Source organism: Ectothiorhodospira lacustris (genome assembly GCF_022227845.1).
GTDB classification, from domain to species: domain Bacteria; phylum Pseudomonadota; class Gammaproteobacteria; order Ectothiorhodospirales; family Ectothiorhodospiraceae; genus Ectothiorhodospira; species Ectothiorhodospira lacustris.
Genome location: NZ_JAJNQN010000001.1, coordinates 42,966 through 68,202 on the forward strand (window position 1 = coordinate 42,966; position 25,237 = coordinate 68,202).

Annotated in this window: 24 protein-coding genes and 1 tRNA gene; 4 read left to right on the top strand and 21 right to left on the bottom strand. The window is 63.1% G+C overall.

Features of this window, described 5'->3' with window-relative positions; all coding sequences use genetic code 11:
* Positions 1-5: 5 nt before the first annotated feature.
* The 12 genes from LQ956_RS00195 to rlmE all read right to left on the bottom strand — a co-directional run bounded on the left by LQ956_RS00195 (position 6) and on the right by rlmE (position 10,029).
* On the bottom strand, positions 6-512 hold the full coding sequence (locus LQ956_RS00195) for an NADH-quinone oxidoreductase subunit NuoE family protein (RefSeq protein ID WP_238622897.1): 507 nt from the start codon (positions 510-512) through the stop codon (positions 6-8).
* Positions 512-1,765, bottom strand: coding sequence for an NADH-quinone oxidoreductase subunit D (locus LQ956_RS00200; protein WP_238622896.1), 1,254 nt, complete (start codon positions 1,763-1,765; stop codon positions 512-514). The genes LQ956_RS00195 and LQ956_RS00200 overlap by 1 nt, the downstream gene beginning before the upstream one ends.
* Positions 1,758-2,483, bottom strand: a complete 726-nt coding sequence (locus LQ956_RS00205) for an NADH-quinone oxidoreductase subunit C (RefSeq protein WP_238622895.1) — start codon at positions 2,481-2,483, stop codon at positions 1,758-1,760. Before LQ956_RS00205 ends, LQ956_RS00200 begins: the two co-directional genes overlap by 8 nt.
* A 27-nt stretch (positions 2,484-2,510) precedes the next feature.
* Positions 2,511-2,987: a NuoB/complex I 20 kDa subunit family protein gene (locus LQ956_RS00210; protein ID WP_090204666.1), complete on the bottom strand. Its 477-nt coding sequence runs from the start codon at positions 2,985-2,987 to the stop codon at positions 2,511-2,513.
* Positions 2,978-3,334: an NADH-quinone oxidoreductase subunit A gene (locus tag LQ956_RS00215; RefSeq protein WP_008931995.1), complete on the bottom strand. Its 357-nt coding sequence runs from the start codon at positions 3,332-3,334 to the stop codon at positions 2,978-2,980. The genes LQ956_RS00210 and LQ956_RS00215 overlap by 10 nt, the downstream gene beginning before the upstream one ends.
* A 367-nt stretch (positions 3,335-3,701) precedes the next feature.
* A tRNA-Leu gene (locus tag LQ956_RS00220) sits at positions 3,702-3,786 on the bottom strand.
* Between the two features lie 114 nt (positions 3,787-3,900).
* Positions 3,901-4,251: a preprotein translocase subunit SecG gene (gene secG / locus LQ956_RS00225; RefSeq protein ID WP_238622894.1), complete on the bottom strand. Its 351-nt coding sequence runs from the start codon at positions 4,249-4,251 to the stop codon at positions 3,901-3,903.
* Positions 4,252-4,258: 7 nt separating this feature from the next.
* Positions 4,259-5,020 carry a triose-phosphate isomerase gene (gene tpiA / locus LQ956_RS00230; RefSeq protein ID WP_238629125.1) on the bottom strand — a complete coding sequence of 254 codons (762 nt, stop codon included), beginning with the start codon at positions 5,018-5,020 and terminating at the stop codon, positions 4,259-4,261.
* Positions 5,021-5,095: 75 nt separating this feature from the next.
* Positions 5,096-6,448: a phosphoglucosamine mutase gene (gene glmM, locus LQ956_RS00235; RefSeq protein WP_238622892.1), complete on the bottom strand. Its 1,353-nt coding sequence runs from the start codon at positions 6,446-6,448 to the stop codon at positions 5,096-5,098.
* A 56-nt stretch (positions 6,449-6,504) separates the two neighbouring features.
* Entirely contained in the window at positions 6,505-7,311 is an 807-nt protein-coding gene (gene folP / locus LQ956_RS00240; RefSeq protein ID WP_238622891.1) for a dihydropteroate synthase, read from the bottom strand.
* Positions 7,312-7,434: 123 nt separating this feature from the next.
* Positions 7,435-9,357 (bottom strand): ATP-dependent zinc metalloprotease FtsH, encoded by a 1,923-nt coding sequence (ftsH, locus tag LQ956_RS00245; RefSeq protein ID WP_255721703.1) that lies wholly within the window; start codon positions 9,355-9,357, stop codon positions 7,435-7,437.
* A 48-nt stretch (positions 9,358-9,405) separates the two neighbouring features.
* The gene (rlmE, locus tag LQ956_RS00250; RefSeq protein WP_238621018.1) at positions 9,406-10,029 is read right to left on the bottom strand and encodes a 23S rRNA (uridine(2552)-2'-O)-methyltransferase RlmE; all 624 of its coding nucleotides are present in this window, start codon (positions 10,027-10,029) and stop codon (positions 9,406-9,408) included.
* 190 nt (positions 10,030-10,219) lie between these two features.
* Between rlmE and yhbY the strand changes: the two genes are divergently transcribed.
* Complete coding sequence (gene yhbY / locus LQ956_RS00255) at positions 10,220-10,510, top strand: ribosome assembly RNA-binding protein YhbY (RefSeq protein WP_238621017.1); 291 nt, start codon at positions 10,220-10,222, stop codon at positions 10,508-10,510.
* Between the two features lie 45 nt (positions 10,511-10,555).
* Here the strand turns inward: yhbY and greA are convergent, their stop codons facing one another.
* From greA to hrcA, 8 genes are all read right to left on the bottom strand, one after another.
* The gene (gene greA, locus LQ956_RS00260; protein ID WP_238629126.1) at positions 10,556-11,032 is read right to left on the bottom strand and encodes a transcription elongation factor GreA; all 477 of its coding nucleotides are present in this window, start codon (positions 11,030-11,032) and stop codon (positions 10,556-10,558) included.
* Positions 11,029-14,250 carry a carbamoyl-phosphate synthase large subunit gene (carB, locus tag LQ956_RS00265; RefSeq protein ID WP_238621013.1) on the bottom strand — a complete coding sequence of 1,074 codons (3,222 nt, stop codon included), beginning with the start codon at positions 14,248-14,250 and terminating at the stop codon, positions 11,029-11,031. Before carB ends, greA begins: the two co-directional genes overlap by 4 nt.
* 160 nt (positions 14,251-14,410) lie before the next feature.
* A complete protein-coding gene (gene carA / locus LQ956_RS00270) occupies positions 14,411-15,544 on the bottom strand; it encodes a glutamine-hydrolyzing carbamoyl-phosphate synthase small subunit (protein WP_238621012.1) in 1,134 nt (377 codons plus the stop codon).
* 139 nt (positions 15,545-15,683) lie between these two features.
* Positions 15,684-16,496, bottom strand: coding sequence for a 4-hydroxy-tetrahydrodipicolinate reductase (gene dapB, locus LQ956_RS00275; protein WP_238621010.1), 813 nt, complete (start codon positions 16,494-16,496; stop codon positions 15,684-15,686).
* Complete coding sequence (gene dnaJ / locus LQ956_RS00280) at positions 16,493-17,638, bottom strand: molecular chaperone DnaJ (protein WP_238621009.1); 1,146 nt, start codon at positions 17,636-17,638, stop codon at positions 16,493-16,495. Before dnaJ ends, dapB begins: the two co-directional genes overlap by 4 nt.
* 125 nt (positions 17,639-17,763) lie before the next feature.
* Complete coding sequence (gene dnaK / locus LQ956_RS00285; protein WP_238621008.1) at positions 17,764-19,698, bottom strand: molecular chaperone DnaK; 1,935 nt, start codon at positions 19,696-19,698, stop codon at positions 17,764-17,766.
* A 113-nt stretch (positions 19,699-19,811) separates the two neighbouring features.
* Entirely contained in the window at positions 19,812-20,375 is a 564-nt protein-coding gene (grpE, locus tag LQ956_RS00290) for a nucleotide exchange factor GrpE (protein ID WP_238621007.1), read from the bottom strand.
* A gap of 98 nt (positions 20,376-20,473) precedes the next feature.
* Positions 20,474-21,577, bottom strand: a complete 1,104-nt coding sequence (gene hrcA / locus LQ956_RS00295; protein WP_238621021.1) for a heat-inducible transcriptional repressor HrcA — start codon at positions 21,575-21,577, stop codon at positions 20,474-20,476.
* Positions 21,578-21,656: 79 nt separating this feature from the next.
* Here hrcA and LQ956_RS00300 point away from each other — a divergent pair, with 79 nt between their 5' ends.
* Together LQ956_RS00300 and recN are read left to right on the top strand one after the other, a co-directional pair.
* Positions 21,657-22,541, top strand: a complete 885-nt coding sequence (locus LQ956_RS00300) for an NAD(+) kinase (RefSeq protein ID WP_238621006.1) — start codon at positions 21,657-21,659, stop codon at positions 22,539-22,541.
* A 139-nt stretch (positions 22,542-22,680) separates the two neighbouring features.
* Positions 22,681-24,351, top strand: coding sequence for a DNA repair protein RecN (gene recN, locus LQ956_RS00305; protein WP_238629127.1), 1,671 nt, complete (start codon positions 22,681-22,683; stop codon positions 24,349-24,351).
* On the opposite strand, the gene fur is transcribed toward recN, so the two are convergent.
* Complete coding sequence (fur, locus tag LQ956_RS00310) at positions 24,352-24,792, bottom strand: ferric iron uptake transcriptional regulator (protein WP_238621004.1); 441 nt, start codon at positions 24,790-24,792, stop codon at positions 24,352-24,354.
* Positions 24,793-24,899: 107 nt separating this feature from the next.
* Here fur and LQ956_RS00315 point away from each other — a divergent pair, with 107 nt between their 5' ends.
* Entirely contained in the window at positions 24,900-25,229 is a 330-nt protein-coding gene (locus tag LQ956_RS00315; protein ID WP_238621003.1) for an outer membrane protein assembly factor BamE, read from the top strand.
* The last annotated feature ends 8 nt before the right edge of the window (positions 25,230-25,237 follow it).

Below are 25,237 nucleotides of genomic sequence, written 5' to 3' on the forward strand. Positions count from 1 at the left end.
GGCGCCTACTCCAGCTTGTCCAGGATCTCATCCACCTTCTCGGGGGTGAGATGCTCGTGATAGACGTGGTTCACCTGCATCATGGGGGCGCCGCAGCAACCCGCCAAGCACTCCTCCTCCTTTTTAAGGAAGAAGCGGCCGTCGGGGGTGGACTCACCCAACGTGATGCCCAGTTTGTTTTCCACATGTTCGAGGATCTTGTCGGCACCACGCAGCATGCAGGAGACATTGGTGCAGACGGAAATGCTGTGACGCCCCACCGGCTCCAGCTCGAACATGGAGTAGAAACTGGCCACCTCGTAGACGGCGATCTCGGGCATGCCGATGTACTCAGCCACCGCATCCATCATCTCGGCACTCAGATGCCCCTGCTCATGCTGGACGGCCCGCAGGGCCGCCAGCACCGCGGACCGGCGGCGATCTTCCGGATAGCGGGCCAACCACTGATCGATCTCCTCGCGCAGATGCGCATCGAGCAGGCTGGCCTTCCCCTTGGTCTGCTTGGCTGACATCAGCGATCAATCTCCCCGAACACGATATCCAGGCTGCCGATCAGGGTGACCACGTCGGCAAGCATGTGGCCCCGGGACATCTCGTCCAGGGCCGACAGATGAACGAACCCCGGGGGGCGAACCTTGACCCGGTAGGGCTTGTTGGCCCCGTCGGAGATCAGGTACACCGCGAATTCCCCCTTGGGATGCTCCACCGCCGAGTACACCTCGCCCTCGGGCACGCAATAACCTTCGGTGTAGAGCTTGAAGTGATGAATCAGAGACTCCATGTCCGCCTTCATCTCCTCCCGCGGCGGCGGCGCGACCTTGTGGTCGTCGAGCATCACCGGACCCGGATTGGCCTTGAGCCAGTCCACGCACTGACGGATGATGCGGTTGGACTGGCGCATCTCTTCCACCCGAACCAGATAGCGGTCGTAGCTGTCGCCGTTGACCCCCACCGGGATATCGAAGTCCATGCGATCATAGACGGCATAGGGCTGCTTCTTGCGCAGATCCCAGGCCACCCCGGAACCGCGCAGCATGGGTCCGGTCAGCCCCATCTGCAGGGCGCGCTCCGGACTGACCACGCCGATCCCCACGGTCCGCTGCTTCCAGATGCGGTTATCCGTGAGCAGGATCTCATATTCATCCACGTGGGTCGGGAAGCGGTTGGTGAAATCCTCGATGAAATCCAGCAGGGAACCGGAGCGGTTCTCGTTGAGACGCTTCACATCCGCCGGGCTCTTCCAGCGGGAGGTCTGGTACTGGGGCATGGTGCCGGGCAGGTCCCGGTTGACGCCGCCGGGACGATAATAAGTGGCGTGCATGCGGGAACCGCTGACTGCCTCATAGCAGTCGATGAGGTCCTCGCGCTCGCGGAAACAGTACAGGAACATGGTCATGGCGCCCACGTCCAGGGCGTGGGTGCCCAGCCACAGCAGGTGGTTCAGGATCCGCGTGATCTCGTCGAACATGACGCGGATGTACTGGGCCCGCAGCGGCGGCTCGATCCCCATCAGGCGCTCAATGGCCTTCACATAGCCGTGTTCGTTGACCATCATGGACATGTAATCCAGGCGATCCATGTAGCCGATGCTCTGGTTGTACGGCTTGCTCTCGGCCAGTTTCTCCGTACCCCGGTGGAGCAGGCCGATATGGGGATCGGCACGTTGCACCACCTCACCGTCCATCTCCAGCACCAGCCGCAGCACCCCGTGGGCAGCCGGGTGCTGGGGGCCGAAGTTAAGCGTGTAATTGCGAATCTCAGGCATCGGCGGACGTCTCCTCGGCGGCATCGTCCAGATGACGATGATCCTTGCGGATCACCCGGGGCACCAGGACCCGGGGGGTGATGGTCACGGGCTGGTAGATCACCCGGCGCTGTTCCGGGTCGTAGCGCATCTCCACATGCCCCACCAGGGGAAAGTCCTTGCGGAAGGGATGGCCGACAAAGCCGTAGTCGGTGAGGATGCGGCGCAGGTCCGGGTGACCATTGAAGACGATGCCGAACAGATCAAAGGCCTCCCGCTCGAACCAGTTGGCACTGTTCCAGACCTCGACCAGGGAGGGCATGGCGGGAAATTCGTCGTCCTCGCAGAACACCCTGATCCGCAGGCGATGATTATGGGCCACCGAAAGCAGATGGTAGACCACCGCAAAGCGGGGATCGGCGCGTTGGGAAACCGGTGGTGTCTCATCGAAGGTGAACCGACCGAAGGTGGCCTTCTCCACCCCGCGACTGAAACCCTCGGCAGTGGAAGACTCGGTGCTCCACTCCGTGACCCCGTAGGCGGAATAGTCCACGCCGCAGACATCCACCAGCATATCGAATCCCAGTTCGGGGTCCCGGCGCAATGTCCTGGCAACCCTCAGCAGGTCTCCCGCAGAGACTTCGAGGGTCAGTTCATCACAGGCCCGGTGTATGCCCCGGATCTGATCCCTGATTTTTTCTTCCAGGCACGCGGCCAGTCTGTCGAGTTTCTCGCTCATCGTGAAGTCCAGGCTGGGGACCGCCGGCTAGCGGGCTATGGTCTGAGTGCGACGGATCTTGTTCTGCAACTGCAGAATGCCGTACAGCAGGGCCTCCGCGGTAGGAGGACATCCGGGGACATAGACATCCACGGGCACGATGCGGTCACAGCCGCGAACCACCGAGTAGGAGTAGTGATAGTACCCTCCCCCGTTGGCGCAGGACCCCATGGAAATGACCCAGCGGGGTTCGGCCATCTGATCGTAGACCTTGCGCAGGGCGGGTGCCATCTTGTTGCACAGGGTGCCGGCCACCACCATGACGTCCGACTGACGTGGACTGGGGCGGAAGATCACGCCCAGGCGGTCCATGTCATAGCGGGCGGCACCGGCATGCATCATTTCGATGGCGCAGCAGGCCAGACCGAAGGTCATGGGCCAGAGAGACCCGGTACGGGCCCAGTTGATGAGCTTGTCTGCGGAGGTAGTGACAAAGCCCTTTTCCAGGACGCCCTCTATTCCCATTCCAAGGCCCCCTTCTTCCACTCGTAGATGAAGCCGATCACCAGGATACCCAGAAACATGGCCATGGCGAGCAGACCGAACATACCGATCTCGTCCAGGGCCACCGCCCAAGGGAAGAGAAAGGCAATTTCCAGATCGAATATGATGAAGAGAATAGCCACCAGGTAGAACCTGATGTCGAATTTCATGCGGGAGTCTTCAAAGGCTTCGAAGCCGCACTCGTAGGGCGAATCCTTGGCGCTATCGGGCTTGCGTGGCCCCACGGCCATGCCGATTGCCAGGGGGATGACGCCGACAAGCAGCCCGATGCCAATGAACACCAGTATTGGCAGGTAGTTTTCCAGCATTTCCCTCTCCTCCTGACCCATCGCTAACGGGCATGAGACAGGACTTGGTGATTTTTCGTGTACCCATGACTTAAGTCCAGGCACATCTTTTTATTAGTTATTTGAGCCGGCGTAAAGTGCCAATGCTTCTGAAGTCCGGGCGAGTCTAGGACACCCATAAAAAAAGTGTCAAGCTCCCAATAAAACCAATGAATTGATGAACCAGCAAATTATTTTGATGACCCGCAATATCCAGCCTATGGAAGGGCTGGTTTGCCGCCACAAAATCCCATCGACGGACAGGCACCGGATTCACCGGACAGGGTGACTCACTCGGAAAAAACCGAGGCCTGCTCTGGATGCAGGATCAGGACTGAAAGGATAAAGATGGTGCAGATGGTCGGACTCGAACCGACACGGCTTTCGCCACCGCCCCCTCAAGACGGCGTGTCTACCAATTCCACCACATCTGCAATATCGACTACTGAGGTCCCGGCAGCTTGCCGCGCTGCGTCAGCTTGGCCGCCGGACCGGCATTCTATCAGAAACCGCGCCGGGGTGAACCCCGAATTTCGCTTTATTTCCAATCAATTCGGCACATCAGCAGGCACATCACGCGCACCGTTGGCGGGCACCTGATCCACCGGCTGCTCGATGACACGCGGTGCGGTGTCGATCAGATCGATGACGCTGGGCGCCTCGGGCCGGTTGGCCACCAGATACGCCAGCGCCAGGCTGTTGACGAAAAAGGCGGTGGCCGTGAAGGCGGTGGCGCGACTGAGGACATTCGCAGAACCACGGGCCCCGAAGACGGTGGCGGAGGCGCCGCTGCCGAACGCCGCACCGGCATCCGCACCCTTACCGTGCTGCAGCAGGATCAGGGCGATCAGTCCAATGGCCAGGATGACCTGGATAACGAGCAAAATGCCATACAGCATGACGATTTCAACCTGCTTGTTCTGCGGCCTTGCAGATTGCCAGGAAATCCGAGGCCTTGAGTGAGGCGCCGCCGATCAGGCCGCCATCGATATCGGGTTGTGCAAACAGCTCGGCGGCGTTATCGGCTTTGACGCTGCCGCCATACAGGATACGAACCTTCTGCGCCACGGCCGGATCCCGGTCCGCCAGACGGGCGCGGATAAAGGCGTGGACCGCCTGCGCCTGTTCCGGCGTGGCGGTCCTGCCGGTACCGATGGCCCAGACGGGCTCATAGGCAATCACGGCATCCGCCAGGGCTTCAATCCCCACCCGCTCCAGCACGGCATCCAGCTGGCGCGCCACAACGGATTCGGTGACCCCGCCTTCACGCTCTTCCAACAACTCACCCACGCACAAAATGGGGGTGAGACCATGGCGGCGGGCGGCGGCAAACTTACGCGCGGTAAAGGCATCATCCTCACCGTACAGGGCACGGCGTTCGGAATGACCCACGATCACGCACGTGCATCCCATGTCCCGCAGCATGTCGCCGGACACCTCGCCGGTGAAGGCACCGCTGTCCTGATCCGACACATCTTGGGCGCCCAGGGCGATCCTGCCATCCCGGCACAATCCCGCCACCTGTTCCAGATACACGAAAGGCGGACAGACCGCCACGTCCACCTTGCCCAGACCGCTCACGGAACCCACCAGTTCCTGCATCAGGACCTGGTTGGCATTGCGTGAACCATTCAACTTCCAGTTACCGGCTACCAGGGGCCTGCGCATGAATCTGCTCCTGAGTTCGCACTGCGTGTTGTATGGAGCCGGGAATCCTACCTTCGCGGCGCGGATAAATCAATTTCATCCTGTCTCGGCGGCCCGGCGTACCACTTCCGCCAGTTCCTGGGCGATACGTCCCACCAGACGCATGTCGGACCCTTCCACCATCACGCGCACCAGGGGTTCGGTACCCGAGGGACGCAACAGGACGCGCCCGCGACCGGCCAGGGTGGATTCGGCGGCCTTCAGCGCCGCAGCAATCTCCTGGTGATCCAGCAACGTGGCACGGGGCATGGCGGCGTTGATAGGTACGTTCACCAAGGTTTGCGGGTATTTTTCCATCACCGCCTTCAGCGCCGACAGCGGCCGTCCCGAAGAACGCATGACCTCAAGAATCTGCAGGGCTGCCAAGATACCGTCTCCGCTACTGCTGCGATCCAGGCAGATCAGATGCCCGGAGGACTCCCCCCCCAGCACCCAGCCCTCCGACTGCAGGGCCTCCATCACATAGCGGTCCCCCACGGCGGCACGGCGAAACGGGATCCCCTTGGCCGAGAGGGCCTGCTCAAGACCTAGATTGCTCATGAGGGTGCCCACCACCCCCCCCTGCAGGATGCCGTCCTCGTGCCGGGCCAGGGCGATGATGCACAAGGCCTGATCACCATCCACCACCTCACCCTTTTCGTCCACCAGGATCAGGCGGTCGCCGTCCCCGTCCAGGGCGATGCCCAGGTCCGCCTGATGAAACAGCACCGCGGTCTGGAGCTGCTTGGGATGAAGGGAGCCACAGCCCTCATTGATATTGAAACCGTCCGGCTCCACGCCGACGGGAATCACTTCGGCGCCCAATTCCTCAAACACATGAGGGGCCACCGCATAGGTGGCACCGTGAGCGCAGTCGACGACGATCCTGAGTCCACGCAAGGTCGTGCCGGTGGGAATCGTGCCCTTGCAGAATTCGATATAGCGACCGGCGGCATCCACCATCCGCTCCACCTTTCCCAGGTCAGCGGAATCCACCGTCTCCATGGGTTTCTCCAACTCCGCCTCAATGGCCTGCTCCACGGCGTCCGGGAGCTTGCTCCCATTGGTGGAGAAGAATTTGAAACCGTTGTCGTAGTAGGGATTGTGAGAGGCGCTGATGACGATGCCGGCCGAAGCGCGGAAGGTGCGGGTCAGATAGGCCACGGCAGGGGTCGGCATGGGGCCGAGGAGGCGGATATCCACGCCGGCGGCGGACAGGCCGGCCTCCATGGCGGACTCGAACATGTAACCCGAGACCCGGGTGTCCTTGCCGATCAGGACCAGGCCCTTGCCGTCCTGTGCCAGCACCCGTCCGGCGGCCCAGCCCAGGCGCAGGGCAAAGTCCGGGGTCATGGGATGATGTCCGACACGGCCGCGGATGCCGTCGGTACCGAAGTATTGTCTTTCCATGGTCTTACCTGAGTCTGTCAGTGAGTCTGCCGGGGCAGTCTTGTCGTTATCATTGTCTATCCCAGGGCGGCCAGGACCCGCAAGGCATCCCGGGTGGCCCCCACATCGTGGACACGCAGAATCCGGGCACCGCGCTGGGCTGCCAGCAAGGCCGCCGCCACGCTCCCCGTGACCCGTTCCCGGGGCGGGCGATCATCGCCGAGCATTTTACCGATCATGCTCTTGCGGGACACGCCCACCAGCAGGGGCAGTCCATTGACCGCCAGCGCCGACAGGTGATTCATGAGGGTGAGATTATGCGCATGGGTCTTGCCGAAACCAAACCCCGGGTCCAGTACCAAGCGATCCTCGCGGATACCGGCCTCAAGGCAGGCGGCCACCCGCGCGGCGAGAAAATCGCGCACCTCCGCCACCACATCGTCATAACGGGGATCCACCTGCATGCTGCGGGGCTCTCCCTGCATGTGCATCAGACAGACCTGAGCGCCCGTCCCGGCCGCCACCGCCAGGGCGCCGGGGGCCTGCAGGGCGAAGACATCATTGATCATGCCGGCGCCGGCGACACAGGCCGCGCGCATTACCTCCGGCTTGCTGGTATCCACCGAGATCAGCGCATTCACCCGCGAGGCAATGGCCTCAACCACCGGGATGACCCGGTCCAGCTCTTCCTGTAGGGACACCCCGGCCGAACCCGGACGGGTGGATTCCCCTCCCACGTCAATGATGCCCGCCCCCTCCTCCACCATGGCAAGCGCCCGCTCGATTGCCTGTCCCGGGGCCAGGAAACGGCCGCCATCGGAGAAGGAATCCGGGGTGACGTTGAGAATACCCATGATCTGGGGCGGGTTGGTGCGATGGATCATGTCTTGCGTCCAGGGATTGGAAATTGACCGATGGCGGGGTACGAATAAAACAAAGAAGCCGCCCAGAGCAGGCGGCTTCTCCCAACGGGCCGTAACGGCCCGTTTCATACGGCCACGGGCGCATCAGGTCTGACTGGCGGGGCCGCCGATCACACCCTTGCCGTCGCCCTTCTCCTGGTCACGACCGGCTGCACCGCCACCGGCGCCCGGCTCGTTGCCACCGGTCCAGCCACCGGGCTCACGAGGCTCGCGACCTTCCATGATGTCGTTGATCTGATCCACGTCGATGGTCTCGAACTTGATCAGGGCGTCGGCCATGGTGTGGAGCCGTTCCATGTTGGCCTCGATAATCGTCTTGGCCCGCTCGTAACTGCTGTCGATGACGCGACGGATCTCCTCGTCGATGGCGTGTGCCGTCTCATCGGACATCTGCTTGCGCTGGGTCATCTGGCGGCCCAGGAAGACTTCACCCTCCTCCTCGCCGTAAGACAGGGGACCCAGGCGGTCGGAAAGCCCCCACTTGGTCACCATGTTGCGGGCAATGGCCGTGGCCCGTTCAATGTCGTTGGAGGCACCCGTGGTCACCTTGTCGGCGCCGAAGATGACCTCCTCGGCGATACGACCGCCGAACAGGGAGCAGATCTGGCTCTCCAGCCGGGTCTTGCTGTGGCTGTAGCGGTCCTCGTCGGGCAGGAACATGGTTACGCCCAGGGCACGGCCACGGGGGATGATGCTCACCTTGTAGACCGGATCATGCTCGGGCACCAGACGACCGACGATCGCATGACCCGCCTCATGATAGGCAGTCAACTTCTTCTCGTCGTCGCTCATCACCATGGACTTGCGCTCGGCGCCCATCATGATCTTGTCCTTGGCGCGCTCGAAATCGGTCATCTCCACCAGGCGCTTGTTGGAACGCGCCGCGAACAGGGCCGCCTCGTTGACCAGGTTGGCCAGGTCCGCACCGGAGAAACCGGGGGTGCCCCGGGCGATCAGGTCGGCACGCACGTTCTCGGACAGGGGAACCTTGCGCATGTGTACCTTGAGGATCTGCTCACGTCCGCGCACATCCGGCAGGGGCACCACCACCTGGCGGTCGAAGCGGCCGGGACGCAGCAGCGCCGGATCCAGCACGTCGGGGCGGTTGGTGGCGGCGATGACGATGATGCCCTCGCTGCCCTCAAAGCCGTCCATCTCCACCAGCAACTGGTTCAGGGTCTGCTCGCGCTCGTCATGGCCGCCACCCAGGCCGGCGCCGCGATGACGGCCCACGGCATCGATCTCGTCGATGAAGATGATGCAAGGGGCATGCTTCTTGGCCTGGTCAAACATGTCACGGACACGGGAGGCGCCCACGCCCACGAACATCTCCACGAAGTCGGAACCGGAAATGCTGAAGAAGGGCACCTTGGCCTCACCGGCAATGGCCTTGGCCAGCAGGGTCTTGCCGGTACCGGGCGAACCCACCATCAGGACGCCGCGGGGGATCTTGCCCCCCAGTTTCTGGAACTTGCTGGGATCACGCAGGAAGTCCACCAGTTCGGAGACATCCTCCTTGGCCTCGTCACAACCGGCCACGTCACCAAAGGTGATCTTGATCTGGTCCTCGCTCATCATGCGGGCCTTGCTCTTGCCGAAGGACATCGCCCCCCGGCCGCCGGCACCACCCTGCATCTGGCGCATGAAGTAGATCCAGACACCGATCAGCAGCAGCATGGGGAACCAGCTGATGAGGATATCCATCAACAGCGAACGCCGGGCGGGCTCCTCCACGCGGATCTCCACATTGCTGGCCAGCAGGTCGCCGATCAGGCCGGGATCATTGGGGGCGTAGGTATTAAAGCGCTCGCCGCCGATGGTACGACCTTGGATGGTCTTGTCCTCGATGTAGACGCTATTGATGCGTCCGGCCTTCACCTCACTGAGGAATTCCGAATAGGACCAGGCCTGGGGCTGCGGTTGGGTCGGGCTGAAGTTGTTGAACACCGACATCAGCACGATGGCGATAACCGCCCAGATAATCAGGTTTTTTACCAGCTCGTTCAAGGGTCTACCTCGACTTTGTCTGTCGTGTGCTCGTGGTTTTAACTGACCTTACACCAGTTTGACGCCCCTGGCCAACGCATATACTTCCCGCGATCGGGAGCGTGACGCCTCGGGCTTGCGGATCTGGACCTTTTCGAACCGTCCGCGCAGGGTCTTCACGTAATCGTCAAAACCCGCCCCGTGGAAAAGTTTGACCAGGAAATCACCGCCGGGTTTCAACACCCGGCCTGCCGTATCCAGGGCCAGCTCCGCCAGGTACATGGCCCGAGGCTGATCCACGGCCTCCACACCACTGGTATTGGGGGCCATGTCGCAGATTACAAGGTCTGCCGGCTCACCCCCCAGGGCGGCGAGGATGGCCTCCAGGACGTCCTCCTCGTGAAAATCCCCCTGGATGAACGTCACCCCCTCAATGACATCCATGGGCAGGATATCGGAGGCGATCACCCGGCCCTTGCGACCCACCTCGCCGACGGCGAACTGGGTCCAGCCGCCGGGGGCGGCGCCCAGGTCCAGCACCTGCATGCCGGGCCGGATAATCCGGTCGCGGGCCTGGATCTCCTGCAGCTTGTAGACGGCGCGGGAGCGCCAGCCTTCCTGCTGCGCCTTCTGGACGAAGGGATCGCTGAAATGTTCCTTGAGCCAGCGGCTACTGGTCTTGCTGCGTGCCATGGGTACGGGTTTCCGGGGGTTACTTCCTGCGGACGTCGGATCGGCGGGCGATGTTGCCCGGGGTCAGACTCCTACAGCGGGTGAGTGCATGCTAGACTCGGCATCCCTGGAACGGCCCGCATGCCCCGGCCGCCCTGTCATCTCGCGGGAACCTCCCGCGCCTTGGTTATTCTTGCGGATTTTCCCTGACATGCCCATCGAAAGACACATCAAGCACCTGCGTGCCCTGGCGCACTCCCGTAAACCCGTGGTCAGCCTCGGCCGCAACGGCCTCACCGAACCGGTCATGGAGGAAATCCGCCGGGCGCTGGATCACCATGAACTCATCAAGATCAAAGTGGCCATCGGCGATCGGGAGCAGCGAGATGCGGCGGTCAGTGAAATCTGCGGGCAAACCGGGGCGGAACTGGTACAGCGGGTGGGATTCATCGCCACCCTGTTCCGACGCAATCCGGAAAAGCCGGTGATCGAACTGCCCTGAATCCCGCAGCCCTTCTCCCCGGGGGAGAAGGGCTGTCCGCGGCCATCAACGGTAGTGTACCGCCAGGATCTCGAAGTGTTTCTCCCCGCCCGGGGCGCTGAAGTGGATCTCGTCCCCTTCATGCTTGCCGATCAGGGCCCGGGCGATGGGTGAGTTCACCGAAATCAGGCCCGCCTTGATGTCGGCCTCGTCGTCCCCCACGATCTGGTAGGTCACCTCCGCGTCCGAATCCAGGTCCACCAGTTCGACGGTGGCGCCAAAGACCACCTTGCCGCCGGCACTGAGGGTGGTCACGTCGATGATCTGTGCGTTGGAGAGCTTGGCCTCCAGATCCTTGATACGTCCTTCGATGAACCCCTGCTGCTCCCGTGCGGCATGGTATTCGGCATTTTCCTTCAGATCGCCATGGGCACGGGCCTCGGCAATGGCGGCAATCACCCGCGGACGATCCTCGCTCTTGAGGCGCTGCAACTCCGCCTTGAGCAATTCGGCCCCACGTACCGTCAAAGGCGTCTTGTTCATGAGCGGATCTCCTTGTGCATGTCCTGCAGGCAGTACACCTGGTCGCTGTCCAGGTATTCCAGGGCCTGGACCGTGGCATAGGCGCCGGCCAGGGTGGTGGTATAGGTCACCTTGTGCTGTAGGGCCTCGCGGCGGATCGTGAAGGAATCCGCGATGGCCTGCTTACCTTCGGTGGTGTTGATGATCAGGCTGATCTCGTCGTTCTTGATCATATCGACGATATGGGGACGACCTTCGGTCACCTTGTTGATGCGCGCGCAGGCCACGCCGGCGTCCTCCAGGGCCTGGGCGGTACCCTGGGTGGCGATCAGCTCGAAACCATGGGCGACCAGCTCCTTCGCCACCTGGATGATGCCGGGCTTGTCCACCTCGCGCACGCTGATGAAGGCCTTGCCGGTCTCGGGCAGCTTGACGCCTGCACCCAGCTGGCTCTTGGCAAAGGCCTCGGGGAAGCTGCGGCCCATGCCCATGACCTCACCGGTGGACTTCATCTCGGGGCCGAGAATGGGGTCCACGCCGGGGAACTTGATGAAGGGGAAAACGGCTTCCTTCACCGAATAGTAGTCAGGTACCACGGTCCGGGTGGCGCCCTGCTCCACCAGAGAGCGGCCGGCCATGCAGCGGGCGGCGATCTTGGCCAGAGGCATGCCGACGGCCTTGGAGACGAAGGGCACGGTACGGGAAGCGCGGGGGTTCACCTCCAGCACGAAGATGCGGTCCCGCTGAATGGCGAACTGGGTATTCATCAGTCCCACCACACCCAGGGCCAAAGCCATCTTGCGCACCTGTGCGATGATCTCGTCCTGCAGCGCCATGCTCAGGCTGTAGGGCGGCAGGGAACAGGCAGAGTCACCGGAATGCACACCGGCCTGTTCGATATGCTGCATGATGCCGCCGATGAGTACGTCCTTGCCGTCGCAGATGGCGTCCACGTCCACCTCCACGGCATCATCCAGGAAGCGATCCAGCAGCACCGGCGCATCATTGGACACCTTCACCGCGTCACGCATGTAGCGCCGCAGATCGGACTCGTTATAGACGATCTCCATGGCGCGGCCGCCCAGCACGTAGGAGGGGCGTACCACCACCGGATAGCCGATGGCCTCGGCGTGACGTACCGCCTCGTCCACGCTGCGGGCGGTGCGGTTGGGAGGCTGGACCAGTTCCAGCTTCTCGATCAGCTGCTGGAAGCGCTCCCGGTCCTCCGCCAGGTCGATGCAATCGGGGGTGGTGCCGATCACCGGCGCACCGGCGGCCTCCAGGTCCCGGGCCAGCTTCAGCGGGGTCTGGCCACCAAACTGGATGATGATGCCCTTGGGTTTTTCCAGGTGCACGATCTCCAGCACGTCCTCCAGGGTCAGCGGTTCGAAGAACAGCCGGTCGGAGGTATCGTAGTCGGTGGAAACGGTCTCCGGGTTGCAGTTGACCATGATGGTCTCATACCCGTCCTCGCGCATGGCCAGGGCGGCATGCACGCAGCAGTAGTCGAACTCGATCCCCTGCCCGATACGGTTGGGGCCGCCGCCCAGCACCATGATCTTCTCGCGGCCGGAGGGGTTGGCCTCGCACTCTTCCTCATAGGTGGAGTACATGTAGTCGGTGGTGGAGGCGAACTCGGCGGCACAGGAATCCACCCGCTTGTAAACGGGGTGGATGCCCAACTCGTGGCGATAGGCACGCACGGTCCGTTCGGTCTCGTTGAGCAGCTTGGCCAGACGGCGGTCGGAGAAACCGTACTGCTTGAGGGTGAACAGGGTCTGACGATCCAGGTCTTTCAGAGATCGGGTCTTGAGGTCCTGCTCGATGTCCACCAGCTCCTGGATCTGGGCCAGGAACCAGGGATCGACGCGGCTGAGCTCATGCACCTGCTCCAGGGTCAGACCGAAACGGAAGGCATCGGCCACGTACCAGATGCGCTCGGGACCGGCATCCGCCAGTTCGCTGCGGATGGTGGACTCGGCGTCTTCTCCGTTCAGATCCACCATCTCGTTGAGACCGTCACTGCCGGTCTCCAGGCTGCGCAGGGCCTTCTGGAAAGATTCCTGGAAGGTACGGCCGATGGCCATGGCCTCACCCACGGACTTCATCTGGGTCGTCAGCTTGGCCTTCGCGCTGGGGAACTTCTCGAAGGTGAACCGAGGAATCTTGGTCACCACGTAATCGATGGACGGCTCGAAGGAGGCCGGGGTCACCCCGCCGGTGATCTCGTTGCGAAGCTCATCCAGGGTGAAGCCAACGGCCAGCTTGGCCGCCACCTTGGCGATGGGGAAGCCGGTGGCCTTGGAGGCCAGGGCCGAGGAGCGGGACACCCGGGGATTCATCTCGATGACCACCAGACGACCGTCCTGCGGATTCACAGCGAACTGCACGTTGGAACCGCCGGTATCCACACCGATCTTGCGCAGCACCGCCAGGGAGGCGTTGCGCATGATCTGGTATTCCTTGTCCGTCAGGGTCTGGGCCGGGGCCACGGTGATGGAGTCACCGGTATGGACGCCCATGGGATCCAGGTTCTCGATGGAGCAGATGATGATGCAGTTGTCCGCACGGTCGCGGACCACCTCCATCTCGTACTCCTTCCAGCCCAGCACGGATTCCTCCACCTGCACCTCGTTGACCGGGGACAGGTCCAGGCCGCGCCTGACGATCTCTTCGTATTCTTCCCGGTTGTAGGCGATGCCGCCGCCGCTGCCGCCCATGGTGAAGGACGGGCGGATGATGATGGGATAACCGATCTCCGGCTGCACCCGCTGGGCCTCTTCCCAGCTGTTGACCATGAAGGCCATGGGTGAGGCCAGGCCGATCTCGTCCATGGCCTGACGGAAGCGTTCCCGGTCCTCGGCCATGTCGATGGCGTCTTCGGTGGCGCCGATCAGTTCCACGCCGAACTGTTCCAGCACGCCGTTGCGGGCCAGATCCAGGGCACAGTTGAGGGCGGTCTGCCCGCCCATGGTGGGCAGGACCGCGTCCGGGCGCTCCCGTTCGATGATGCGGGCAACGGTCTTCCACTCCACCGGCTCGATATAGACGGCATCGGCCATCTCCGGATCGGTCATGATGGTAGCCGGGTTGGAATTCACCAGGATGACCCGGTAACCCTCTTCGCGCAGGGCCTTGCAGGCCTGGGCACCGGAGTAGTCAAACTCACAGGCCTGGCCGATGACGATGGGGCCGGCGCCTATGATGAGGATACTCTGGATGTCGGTTCTCTTTGGCATGGGTGTCCTACCGTGAACAGCCCGGCGCCTTCAGGGGCGCCGGCGGGCAAAATGGGGGGCGGTCTTTATGGGTCGGATCAGGTGCCGTAGCAGCGCCATCCAAATCGAAACGAGCAGGCCCGGACGACGCTTGGAAAGTACTTCATGACACGCCGAGTCCTCAGCCCTGATGGGCTCGCATCATGTCGATGAACCGGTCGAACTGCGGCGCCACGTCCTCGGGACCGGGGCTCGCCTCCGGGTGTCCCTGGAAGCTCAGGGCCGGACGGTCGGTCAGTTCGATGCCCTGCAAGGTCCCGTCGAACAGGGAACGGTGGCCCGCGCGGGCATTGCCCGGCAGGGTCTGCTCGTCGATGGCAAAGCCGTGGTTCTGACTGGAGATCATCACCTTCCCGGTGGCCAGATCCTGGACGGGATGATTGGCACCGTGATGGCCGAACTTCATCTTCACGGACTTGGCGCCCACGGACAGTCCCAGCAGCTGATGCCCCAGGCAGATACCGTACAGGGGAACATTTTTTTCCAGCAGTCCCTGGATGCCGCGGATGGCATAGTCGCACGGAGCCGGGTCACCGGGGCCGTTGGAAAGCAGGACGCCGTCCGGGTTCAGGGCCAGAATCTCCTCGGCGGTACTGGTACCGGGCACGACGGTAATCCGGCACCCCCGATCCGCCAGCAGACGCAGCATGTTGCGCTTGACGCCGAAGTCGTAGCAGACCACATGGAAAGGACGCTCGGCAGGTCCCGGGCGATAACCTTCGCCCAGGGCCCAGCTACCTTCCGTCCATTCGTACGCCGCTGCCGTGGTAACGGTCTTCGCCAGATCCATGCCGTTGATGCCCGGGAAGGCACGGGCGGCCTCCAAGGCCTTGGCCTCGTCCACCTCGCCGGCCATGATGCAGCCGTTCTGGGCGCCCTTTTCCCGCAGCAGGCGGGTCAGGCGACGGGTGTCCACGCCGGTGATGGCGACGATACCGTGACGCTTGAGGTAGTCGGGCAGGGATTCGGCGGCACGCCAGCTGGACATGCGCGCAGGCACGTGGCGGACGATCAGGCCGGCGGCCTGGGGCCCGGCGGCCTCTTCATCTTCGGGATTGATGCCGGTATTGCCGATGTGGGGATAGGTGAGCGTCACCATCTGACGCGAATAGGAGGGATCCGTGAGGATTTCCTGATAACCGGTCATGGATGTATTGAACACGACTTCACCCACGGTGGTTCCTTCCGCACCCAGGGCGTAACCGTGAAACAGACTGCCATCTTCCAAAGCCAGCAAGGCGGGTGTGGTTCTCAAAGAGTCCTCCGGCACACATAGAAACAGGGCGGGTTGGGAGACCCAACCAGCCCTGTCAGGGATTTCAAGACCTGTTGAATGGCACAAATTCTAGCGGATCAGGGCCATTTCGTCCAATGAGCCCCGCCGCCGGGGCGGCTTAACCGGCCAGTCCCAGCACGTCCTGCATGTCGTACAGCCCTGCCGGCCGCCCATTGAGCCAGGCGGCGGCGCGCATGGCCCCCTTGGCGAAGGTCATGCGGCTGGAGGCCTTGTGAGTGATCTCCACCCGCTCCCCCAATCCGGCAAACATCACCGTATGCTCGCCCACGATGTCACCGGCCCGGATGGTCTCAAAACCGATGGTCTGCCGGTCCCGCTCGCCCGTCACCCCTTCCCGGCCGTAGACGGCGCAGGTCTTCAGATCGCGCCCCAAGGCATCGGCCACCACCTCACCCATGCGCAGGGCGGTACCGGAAGGGGCATCCACCTTGTGCCGATGATGGGCCTCGATGATCTCGATATCCACCTCGTCACCCAACACCCGGGCCGCCAGGTCCAGCAGCTTGAGGCACAGGTTGACCCCCACGCTCATGTTGGGCGCAAAGACCACGGGGATCTCTTGTGCAGCCTTGCGGATGACGGCCTTTTGTTCATCGGTGAACCCGGTGGTCCCGATCACCATGGCCTTGCCCGCCCGGCGACAAATCTCCAGATGGGCCAGGGAACCCTCCGGACGGGTAAAGTCCACCAGCACATCGAACCGGTCCACGGCGGCCGCCGGGTCCGACTCCAGCAACACACCCAGACGGCCCAGGCCGGCCAGCTCACCGATGTCGGAACCCAGCAGGGAGCTGGACGGCATCTCCGTGGCCACGGTGGGCTCCAGCCCCGGGGCCAAGACCGCCGCCTCGATCAGGGTACGCCCCATGCGCCCCCCGGCACCGACAATGGCTACGCGTACCGCGCTCATGACTTTCTCCAGAATTTCAGATCTTCAAAGAAACCCTTCACCCCATCCAGCCAGCCCTCATGCTGGGGGCTGTGCTTCTGACCGCCCGCCTGCATGGCGGCATCAAACTGCTGCAACAGCTCCCTCTGCTCCTTGGTGAGGTTCACCGGCGTCTCCACCTTGACACTGCAGATCAGGTCACCCTCGGCGCCGCCGTGGACGGACCTGACACCCTTGCCCCGCAGGCGGAACAGCCGCCCGGACTGAGTCTCGGCGGGGATCTTCAGGGCCACCCGACCCTTGAGGGTGGGGATCTCCAAATCACCGCCCAGGGTGGCGACGGCGAAGCTGATGGGTACCTCGCAGAACAGATCGCTGCCCTTGCGGGTGAACAGCTTATGGGGTTTGACGTGGACCTGCACGTACAGATCCCCGGACGGCCCGCCGTTGACCCCTGCCTCCCCTTCTCCGGACAGCCGGATACGGTCGCCGCTGTCCACACCGGCGGGAATGGCCACGCTCAGGGTACGACGCTCCTCCACGCGGCCCTGCCCCCGGCAGGTTCCGCACGGCTTGGCGATGATCTTGCCGGTGCCGCGACACCTCGGGCAGGTCTGCTGCACCGAGAAGAAACCCTGCTGCATGCGTACCCGCCCGATCCCGTTACAGGTCGGGCAGGTCTCGGGGCTGGTGCCGGGCTCGGCGCCCGAACCGTTACAGGTCTTGCAACTCACCAAGGTGGGGACACGGATCTTCACCTCGGTGCCGAAGACGGCCTCTTCCAGGGTCATTTCCAGGTTGTACTGCAGGTCCGCACCACGGAAGGCATTGCTGCCGCCGCGCCCACCGGCACCCCCGAAGATGTCGCCGAACAGATCCTCGAAGATATCGCTGAAACTGCCGCCTCCCGGTCCCCCACGGCCGGCACCGGCAGCACCCTCAACGCCGGCATGCCCGAACTGGTCATAGGCGGCCCGCTTACGGGCATCGGACAGCACCTCGTAGGCCTCCTTGGCCTCCTTGAAGTGTTCTTCCGCCTGCTTGTCCCCGGGGTTCCGGTCGGGATGATATTTCATGGCCAACCGGCGGAAGGCCTTCTTGAGTGCGTCCTCGCTGGCGTTCTTCGCCACCCCCAGGACTTCGTAATAGTCGCGTTTTGCCATGATTACCGTGGGTCTTGCAGAAACGTTAAAGCCCGCAGACCGGCACATGCCCCTTTTGAGGGCACCTGCCGGTCAACGGACCCGGATGCCGTGGAAAAGGCCCGTCCTGGAACGGGCCCTGACCGTCACTTCTTCTTATCGTCCACTTCTTCGAACTCGGCGTCCACCACATCGTCCCGGGCACCCTTGCTGCCGGCCTGGCCCTGGGTGTCGCCGGCATCTTCGGCGGCGGCACCTTCAGGCTGCTGGGCATACATGCGTTCCGCCAGCTTGCCGGAGGCCTCGGACAGTTTCTGGGTCCGCTCTTCGATGACCGCCTTGTCGTCACCCTTCATGGCATCCCGCAGGGCGCTGACAGCGGATTCGATGGCGCTCTTCTCGCCGGCCTCCACCTTGTCGCCCATGTCCTTGAGGGTCTTCTCCACCGAATGGATCAGGTTATCCGCCTGATTGCGCACGCCCACCAGTTCGTGGAAGCGCTTGTCTTCCTCGGCGTGGGCCTCGGCATCCTTCACCATGCGCTCGATCTCGTCATCGTTCAGGCCGGAAGAGGCCTTGATGATGATGGACTGCTGCTTGCCGGTGGCCTTGTCCTTGGCGGAGACGTTGAGGATGCCGTTGGCATCGATATCGAATACCACCTCGATCTGGGGTACGCCGCGGGGCGCCGGCGGGATATCCGCCAGGTCGAAACGGCCCAGGGACTTGTTGGCATGAGCCACTTCGCGCTCACCCTGCAGCACATGCACCGTCACCGCCGTCTGATTGTCATCGGCAGTGGAAAAGACCTGGGAGGCCTTGGTGGGGATGGTGGTGTTCTTCTCGATCAGCTTGGTCATCACGCCGCCCAGGGTCTCGATACCCAGGGACAGGGGGCTGACGTCCAGCAACAGCACGTCCTTCACGTCACCGCCCAGCACGCCGCCCTGGATCGCGGCGCCCACGGCCACTGCCTCGTCGGGGTTGACGTCACGACGCGGCTCCTTGCCGAAGAAGTCCTTCACCGCCTCCTGCACCTTGGGCATGCGGGTCTGACCGCCCACCAGGATCACGTCATCGATCTGGGACACGGACAGGCCCGCATCTTTCAGGGCCACCTTGCAGGGTTCGATGGTGCGCCTGACCAGCTCTTCCACCAGGGCTTCGAGCTTGGCCCGGGAGACCTTGATGTTCAGGTGCTTGGGCCCGGTGTTGTCGGCGGTGATGTAGGGCAGATTGACGTCGGTCTGCTGGCTGGAGGACAGCTCGATCTTGGCCTTCTCTGCGGCCTCCTTCAGGCGCTGCATGGCCAGCGGGTCGCCGGTCAGGTCAATGCCCTGCTCCTTCTTGAACTCGGCCGCCAGGTATTCGATCAGGCGGGAGTCGAAGTCCTCGCCACCGAGGAAGGTATCGCCGTTGGTGGCCAGCACCTCGAACTGGTGCTCGCCGTCCACTTCCGCGATCTCGATGATGGAGATATCGAAGGTACCACCACCCAGGTCATAGACCGCCACCTTGCTGTCACCGCGCTTTTTGTCCAGGCCATAGGCCAGGGCGGCGGCGGTGGGCTCGTTGATGATGCGTCTGACTTCCAGACCGGCGATCTTGCCGGCGTCCTTGGTGGCCTGACGCTGGGAGTCGTTGAAGTAGGCCGGCACGGTGATCACGGCCTCGGTGACCGGCTCGCCCAGATAGTCCTCGGCGGTCTTCTTCATCTTCTGCAGGACGCGGGCGGAGATTTCCGGAGCGGCCATCTTCTTGCCGCGCACATCCACCCAGGCGTCGCCGTTGTCCGCCTTGACGATCTTGTAGGGCACCAGCTTGATGTCCTTCTGCACTTCGGGTTCTTCGAAGCGGCGTCCGATCAGACGCTTGACCGCAAACAGGGTGTTCTGGGGGTTGGTGACCGCCTGGCGCTTGGCGGACTGGCCCACCAGCACCTCGCCGTCTTCGGCAAAGGCCACGATGGAGGGGGTGGTACGACCACCCTCGGCGTTTTCAATGACCTTGGCGCTGCCGCCTTCCATGATGGCGACGCAGGAATTGGTGGTGCCCAGGTCAATACCGATGATCTTGCCCATGTGTTTCTCCAAAAATGTTCAAATGTCTGTCAATGCCGTGAATTCCGGGGTTAACCGCTTGATGGGGGTGGCGTCGGACCTTTTCAAGCCCCGGCCGAAAATCCCCCCGTCGGCTATTCGCCTCCGGCCGCCGGCGCCTTGCTGACGATCACCATGGCAGGGCGCAGCAGGCGGTCGTTGAGGGCGTAGCCCTTCTGCAGCACGGCCATGACGGTGTTGGGCTCCAGCTCGGCATTTTCCTGCATGGACATGGCCTGATGCCGCTCCGGATCGAAGCGCAGGCCGGCGGGATCCACCGTCTCGATGCCCTGCTTGGACATCACCTGCTCCAGCATCTTCAGGGTCAGCTCGGTACCCTCGCGGATCTTGTTCAGATCGGCCTCGCCCCGGGTGGCGTCCAGCCCCATCTCCAGGCTGTCCTTCACCGGCAGCAGTTCACCGGCGAAGCGTTCCAGGGCGAACTTGTGGGCATTCTCCACATCCCGGCTCATGCGCTTGCGCAGGTTTTCCAGCTCGGCCTGGGTACGTACCAGCTTGTCCCAGTGGTCCTGGGCCTGTTTCTGTGCCTCTTCCAGCTGCTTGAGCAGCGCCCCGGGACTGAATTCCGGCGCCTTCTCTTCAGGGGCCGCGGGCGCCTGTTCATGCTGGGGGTTTTCGACTTGTTCCTCGTTCGCCATGGAAAGCTCCGATCCGCTCATGTCTTGGTGTGTTCCGGCAAAAGCAATCGCTCACCGGCGATGATTCCGATGAGCGCATGCCACATGTATGTGGGACTTCAGTTACGGGAATTCAAGGCCGCACCCAGCAGCCTGGCGGTGATATCCACCACCGGGATGATGCGCTCGTAGGCCATGCGGGTGGGACCGATCACCCCCAGCACCCCCACAATCCTGCCACCCACGCTGTAGGGGGCCGTCACCACGCTGCAGTCATCCAGCATCTGGTGCCCCGATTCCTGGCCGATGAAGATCTGAACCCCTTCGGCACTGATGCAATTGTCCAGCAGGGTGAGCAGCTGCCTTTTTTCGTTGAAGGCCTCGAACAGGTTGCGCAACTTCTCCACGCTGGAGAGTTCCGCGTAGTCCATGAGGTGGATCTGACCGGCAAAGACCAGGTCGTCCGCACCTTCATCGTCGCAAAAGGCCTTTTCCCCCAGCTCGATGGCGGCCAACATGAGAGTATTCATGTGCTCGCGGACGGCCTTCATCTCCTTGAGGATCTGTTCCCGGGCCTGCCGCAGATCTCGCCCGATCAGATGCTGGTTGAGATAGTTGGCCATCTGCTGCAATTCGGCATGGGAGTACTCCCGGTCCAGATCCAGGATGCGGTTCTGCACCTCCCGCTTGTTCATCACCAGGATGGCCAGCACCTGGCGCCCGGACAGCTTGAGAAACTCGATCTGGCTCAGGGCGGCATGATCGCGCCGGGGCACCCGCACCATCCCGGCCATCTGGGTCACGGCCGAAAGCAGATCCGATGCAGACTCCACCAGGGCCTTGGTATCCATGTCGGGGGTGAGGCGCTGCTTGAGCGTATGCACCTCGGCGCTGTCCAGCGGCTTGACCTCCAGCAGGGAATCCACGAACAGGCGATAACCCAGCGAAGTGGGTATCCGTCCCGCCGAGGTATGGGGGGAACTGACCAGCCCGAGATCCTCCAGATCCGCCATGACGTTGCGGATGGACGCAGGACTGAGATCCAGCCCGGCCGTGCGGGCCAGGGTACGGGACCCCACCGGCTGTCCGTCGCGCACATAGCTCTCCACCAGCGCCCGCAGCAGCCGTCGGGCACGTTCGGAAAGGGCCTGCGATGATCTTGTCGAGGATGTCTTCAATGGTCCACCCTGGCACTCGTTGAGTGTGAGTGCCAGGGTCAGCATGTTACTCAAGGAAACGGCCAGTGGCTAGTGGCGTGCCGATACTCGCCACTCACCACGTATTTCCACCATAATCCCTCCCATGAATCCGTCCTTTCACACCATCGGCATCATTGCCAAGACTCACGAGCAGCGCCTGGGGCACATCCTGGAGGCCCTGATCGGGCATCTACAGCACCATCAGCGCCGCATCCTGCTGGATGACACCGTCCTGCCCTGGCTGGAGGACGACACCCTTGGCGGCGAACCGGCGACACGGACACGGATGGCTGCCGAAGCGGACCTGGCCATCGTGGTGGGCGGTGACGGCACCTTTTTGGGTGCGGCCCGCACCCTGGTGGATGCGGAGGTCCCCCTGCTGGGCATCAACGCCGGCCGCTTGGGCTTTCTGGTGGATGTCTCGCCCCACGAGATGCTGGGGCGACTGGACGAGATCCTCTCCGGGCTCTATGTGGAAGATCGGCGCAGCATGCTGCATGCCCGCCTGATGCGGGGGGATGACGTGGTGGCGGCCCAGGACGCCTTGAACGACGTGGTCCTGCACATCCGAGATGCCATCCGCATGATCGAATTCGATACCTGGATCAACGGCCGTTTCGTCAACACCCAGCGGGCTGACGGCATGGTGGTGGCCACCCCCACCGGCTCCACCGCCTATGCCCTGTCGGGCGGCGGTCCCATCCTCTCCCCCTGCCTGGAGGCCGTGGTCATGGTGCCGATCTGCCCCCATGGCCTGAGCAATCGCCCCCTGGTGGTCCCGGCCGGCAACCGTATCGAGATCGCGGTCAACGAGCATAGCCGCACCCTGGCCCAAGTGGCCTTCGATGGTCAGGACACCTTCGACATGGAGCCCCTGGACCGGATCGTGATCGAGCCCAAGCCCCGCAAGCTGCGGCTGATCCACCCCACCGGCTATGACTATCTGCAGATCCTGAGGGTGAAACTGGGCTGGGGGGAACAGCCCTGACCCCAACACAATACTGTTCAAACATACAATAAAATGGTCACGCCCTCTTTCTTCGAGGGCATTTTCTCTTTAACCTCTCACAGACATCAGGGCCGCCACCCCGCGACACGCCCACAACCCGCAACCGCGAATCCCGACCGTGCTGACCCACATACAGATCCGAGATTTCGCCATCGTCGATGAACTGTCCCTGGACCTGTCCGCGGGCATGACCGCGCTGACCGGGGAGACCGGGGCAGGCAAATCCATCCTCGTGGATGCCCTGGGTCTGGTCCTGGGCGACCGGGCCGACAGCACCACCGTCCGCCACGGCGCGGAACGGGCCGAGATCAGTGCCCATTTCGACATCAGCCGGGAGGCGACCGCCGGTGCCTGGCTGGAGGAGCAGGGTCTGGCGACGGAAGATTGCCTGATCCGGCGGGTCATCGGCCGGGACGGCAAGAGCCGGGCCTGGATCAATGGTTCGGCGGTCACCCTGCAATCCCTCAAGACCCTGGGCGAGATGCTGGTGGACATCCATGGTCAGCATGCCCACCAATCCCTGCTGCGCCGGGACGTGCAGCGACGCATCCTCGACGACTACGCCGATCATCTGGAACTGCTGACCGCCATGGCCCGCGATCACGGCATCTGGCAAAAGGCGGCCCACCGGCTGGCGACGCTGAGCGAGGACGGCGAGGCGCGAGAGGCACGTCGGGAATTGCTGCGATTCCAAAGCGATGAACTCAAGGCCCTGGACCTGGCGGCGGGGGAACTGGAACGGATCGAGGAAGAACACGGCCGCTTGGCCCATGCCGGGCGCCTGCTGGAGGTAGCGGAGACCGCCTACCAGAGCCTTTATGAAGCCGACGGCAGTGCCGAATCCCTGGTGGGGCGCTTTTGCAGTGACATTGAACATCTGCAGCCCCTGGACAGCCGTCTGGCAGAACCGCGGGAACTGCTGGCAGCCGCCCAGATACAGATCCGCGAGGCCGCCGACTGGCTGCGCCGCTATGCCGATGGCCTGGAGATGGACCCGGCGCGGCTGAATTTTCTCGAATCCCGCATGGCCGCCGCTCAGGACCTGGCCCGCAAGCACCGGGTGGAACCCACCACCCTGCCCCACCTGCTGCAAACACTGGAAACGGAACTGAATCGGCTGGAAGAAGGCGGCGACAACCTGGAAACCCTGGCAAAAGCGGTAGAACAGGCACTGCAGACCTGCCTGCGTCAGGCCACCGCACTCTCGGATGCCCGCCGTCGGGCAGCGGATCGGCTATCGCAAGCCGTCACCCAGGCCATGCAGGGCCTGGGTATGGAAGGTGGGCGCTTTGCGTGCAGTGTGGAGGATGACGGCAGGGGGCACCCTTCCTCACACGGCATGGATCGGGTGGAGTTCATGGTCAGCGCCAATCCCGGCCAGCCCCTGCAGCCCCTGACCAAGGTGGTCTCCGGTGGCGAACTCTCCCGCATCAGCCTCGCCATCCAGATGATCGCAGCCCATGCCCTGCCCATCGCCACCCTGGTTTTCGACGAGGTGGATACGGGAATAGGCGGCGGGGTGGCCGAAGTGGTGGGGCGCCAGCTACGGAGTCTGGGCCGGCACCGTCAAGTGTTGTGCGTGACCCATCTGCCTCAGGTGGCGGCCCAGGCCCATCAGCATCTGCAGGTGAAGAAGCACAAGGGCAAGGATCACACCACCACGCGCATCCGCTCACTGGCGGACGAACACCGGGTCCGGGAACTGGCCAGGATGCTGGGCGGCGTCGAGATCACCGAGCAGAGTCTGGCCCATGCCCGGGAGATGATGACCCGGGCATCGACCGACTGATCAGTTCCCCAGACCCGGTTCCTGCTTCTTGGGGCAGCCGCCCTGGCTGCACTCACCATAAATGATCAGGGCGTGGTCCTGAATGGTGTACCCCAGTTTCTCGGCGATGGCCTTCTGGCGTTCCTCAATGATCGGGTCCACGAACTCATCCACGCGACCACACTTCATGCACACGATATGATCATGATGACGCCCGCGCTCCAGTTCAAAGACCGCCTGATTGCCCTCGAAGTGATGACGACTGACCAGACCGGCCGCCTCGAACTGGGTGAGCACCCGATAGACTGTTGCCAGACCGATCTCCTCGCCCGCCGACAACAGTTGGCGGTAGATGGTCTCCGCGCTCATATGGTGGTCTTCCGCGGTTTCCAGGATCTGCAGGATCTTCACGCGGGGCAGCGTCACCTTGAGTCCGGCCTTCTTGAGCTCTTGGGTTTCCATGGGATTTGATCTCCATGCGAGATGATCCGACACCTGGTGTAGAATCCCGCGCTATTGGTTTTCGGAACGAGGCCCATCTTGCAACTCACGGCCCACAGGACGCAATTATGGCAAGACTGATTCTTTATTCTATCCTCATTGGCGGATTACTGCAGGGGTGCGGTAGCGGACTGCTGTCCGTGCATCGACCGGACGTGCAGCAGGGCAATGCCATCGAGGAGAGCCGACTGGAACAGGTACAGGTCGGGATGACCCAGCGGCAGGTCCGATTCCTGCTGGGAGAGCCGGTGCTGAGGGACCCCTTCCAGGGCGAGAGCCGATGGGATTACGTGTACTACCATCGGCCCGGGAACGGCACGGCAGTGCATCGACGGGCCATTATCTTCTTCGAAGGCGGTCTGGTGTCGGGGATCGAGGACAGCGGGCTGCGGGAGTGACGCGGGCG

What these genes read in the sequence shown, in the direction of transcription:
- folP (WP_238622891.1), bottom strand. Translation starts at nt 7,311, where the DNA reads ATGATCCATCGCACCAACCCGCCCCAGATCATGGGTATTCTCAACGTC.
- dnaK (WP_238621008.1), bottom strand. Translation starts at nt 19,698, where the DNA reads ATGGGCAAGATCATCGGTATTGACCTGGGCACCACCAATTCCTGCGTC.
- fur (WP_238621004.1), bottom strand. Translation starts at nt 24,792, where the DNA reads ATGGAAACCCAAGAGCTCAAGAAGGCCGGACTCAAGGTGACGCTGCCC.
- tpiA (WP_238629125.1), bottom strand. Translation starts at nt 5,020, where the DNA reads ATGCGCAGGCCCCTGGTAGCCGGTAACTGGAAGTTGAATGGTTCACGC.
- LQ956_RS00200 (WP_238622896.1), bottom strand. Translation starts at nt 1,765, where the DNA reads ATGCCTGAGATTCGCAATTACACGCTTAACTTCGGCCCCCAGCACCCG.
- LQ956_RS00210 (WP_090204666.1), bottom strand. Translation starts at nt 2,987, where the DNA reads ATGGGAATAGAGGGCGTCCTGGAAAAGGGCTTTGTCACTACCTCCGCA.
- greA (WP_238629126.1), bottom strand. Translation starts at nt 11,032, where the DNA reads ATGAACAAGACGCCTTTGACGGTACGTGGGGCCGAATTGCTCAAGGCG.
- yhbY (WP_238621017.1), top strand. Translation starts at nt 10,220, where the DNA reads ATGCCCATCGAAAGACACATCAAGCACCTGCGTGCCCTGGCGCACTCC.
- glmM (WP_238622892.1), bottom strand. Translation starts at nt 6,448, where the DNA reads ATGGAAAGACAATACTTCGGTACCGACGGCATCCGCGGCCGTGTCGGA.
- dnaJ (WP_238621009.1), bottom strand. Translation starts at nt 17,638, where the DNA reads ATGGCAAAACGCGACTATTACGAAGTCCTGGGGGTGGCGAAGAACGCC.
- LQ956_RS00300 (WP_238621006.1), top strand. Translation starts at nt 21,657, where the DNA reads ATGAATCCGTCCTTTCACACCATCGGCATCATTGCCAAGACTCACGAG.
- hrcA (WP_238621021.1), bottom strand. Translation starts at nt 21,577, where the DNA reads ATGCTGACCCTGGCACTCACACTCAACGAGTGCCAGGGTGGACCATTG.
- grpE (WP_238621007.1), bottom strand. Translation starts at nt 20,375, where the DNA reads ATGGCGAACGAGGAACAAGTCGAAAACCCCCAGCATGAACAGGCGCCC.
- LQ956_RS00195 (WP_238622897.1), bottom strand. Translation starts at nt 512, where the DNA reads ATGTCAGCCAAGCAGACCAAGGGGAAGGCCAGCCTGCTCGATGCGCAT.
- secG (WP_238622894.1), bottom strand. Translation starts at nt 4,251, where the DNA reads ATGCTGTATGGCATTTTGCTCGTTATCCAGGTCATCCTGGCCATTGGA.
- carB (WP_238621013.1), bottom strand. Translation starts at nt 14,250, where the DNA reads ATGCCAAAGAGAACCGACATCCAGAGTATCCTCATCATAGGCGCCGGC.
- LQ956_RS00315 (WP_238621003.1), top strand. Translation starts at nt 24,900, where the DNA reads ATGGCAAGACTGATTCTTTATTCTATCCTCATTGGCGGATTACTGCAG.
- LQ956_RS00205 (WP_238622895.1), bottom strand. Translation starts at nt 2,483, where the DNA reads ATGAGCGAGAAACTCGACAGACTGGCCGCGTGCCTGGAAGAAAAAATC.
- dapB (WP_238621010.1), bottom strand. Translation starts at nt 16,496, where the DNA reads ATGAGCGCGGTACGCGTAGCCATTGTCGGTGCCGGGGGGCGCATGGGG.
- LQ956_RS00215 (WP_008931995.1), bottom strand. Translation starts at nt 3,334, where the DNA reads ATGCTGGAAAACTACCTGCCAATACTGGTGTTCATTGGCATCGGGCTG.
- rlmE (WP_238621018.1), bottom strand. Translation starts at nt 10,029, where the DNA reads ATGGCACGCAGCAAGACCAGTAGCCGCTGGCTCAAGGAACATTTCAGC.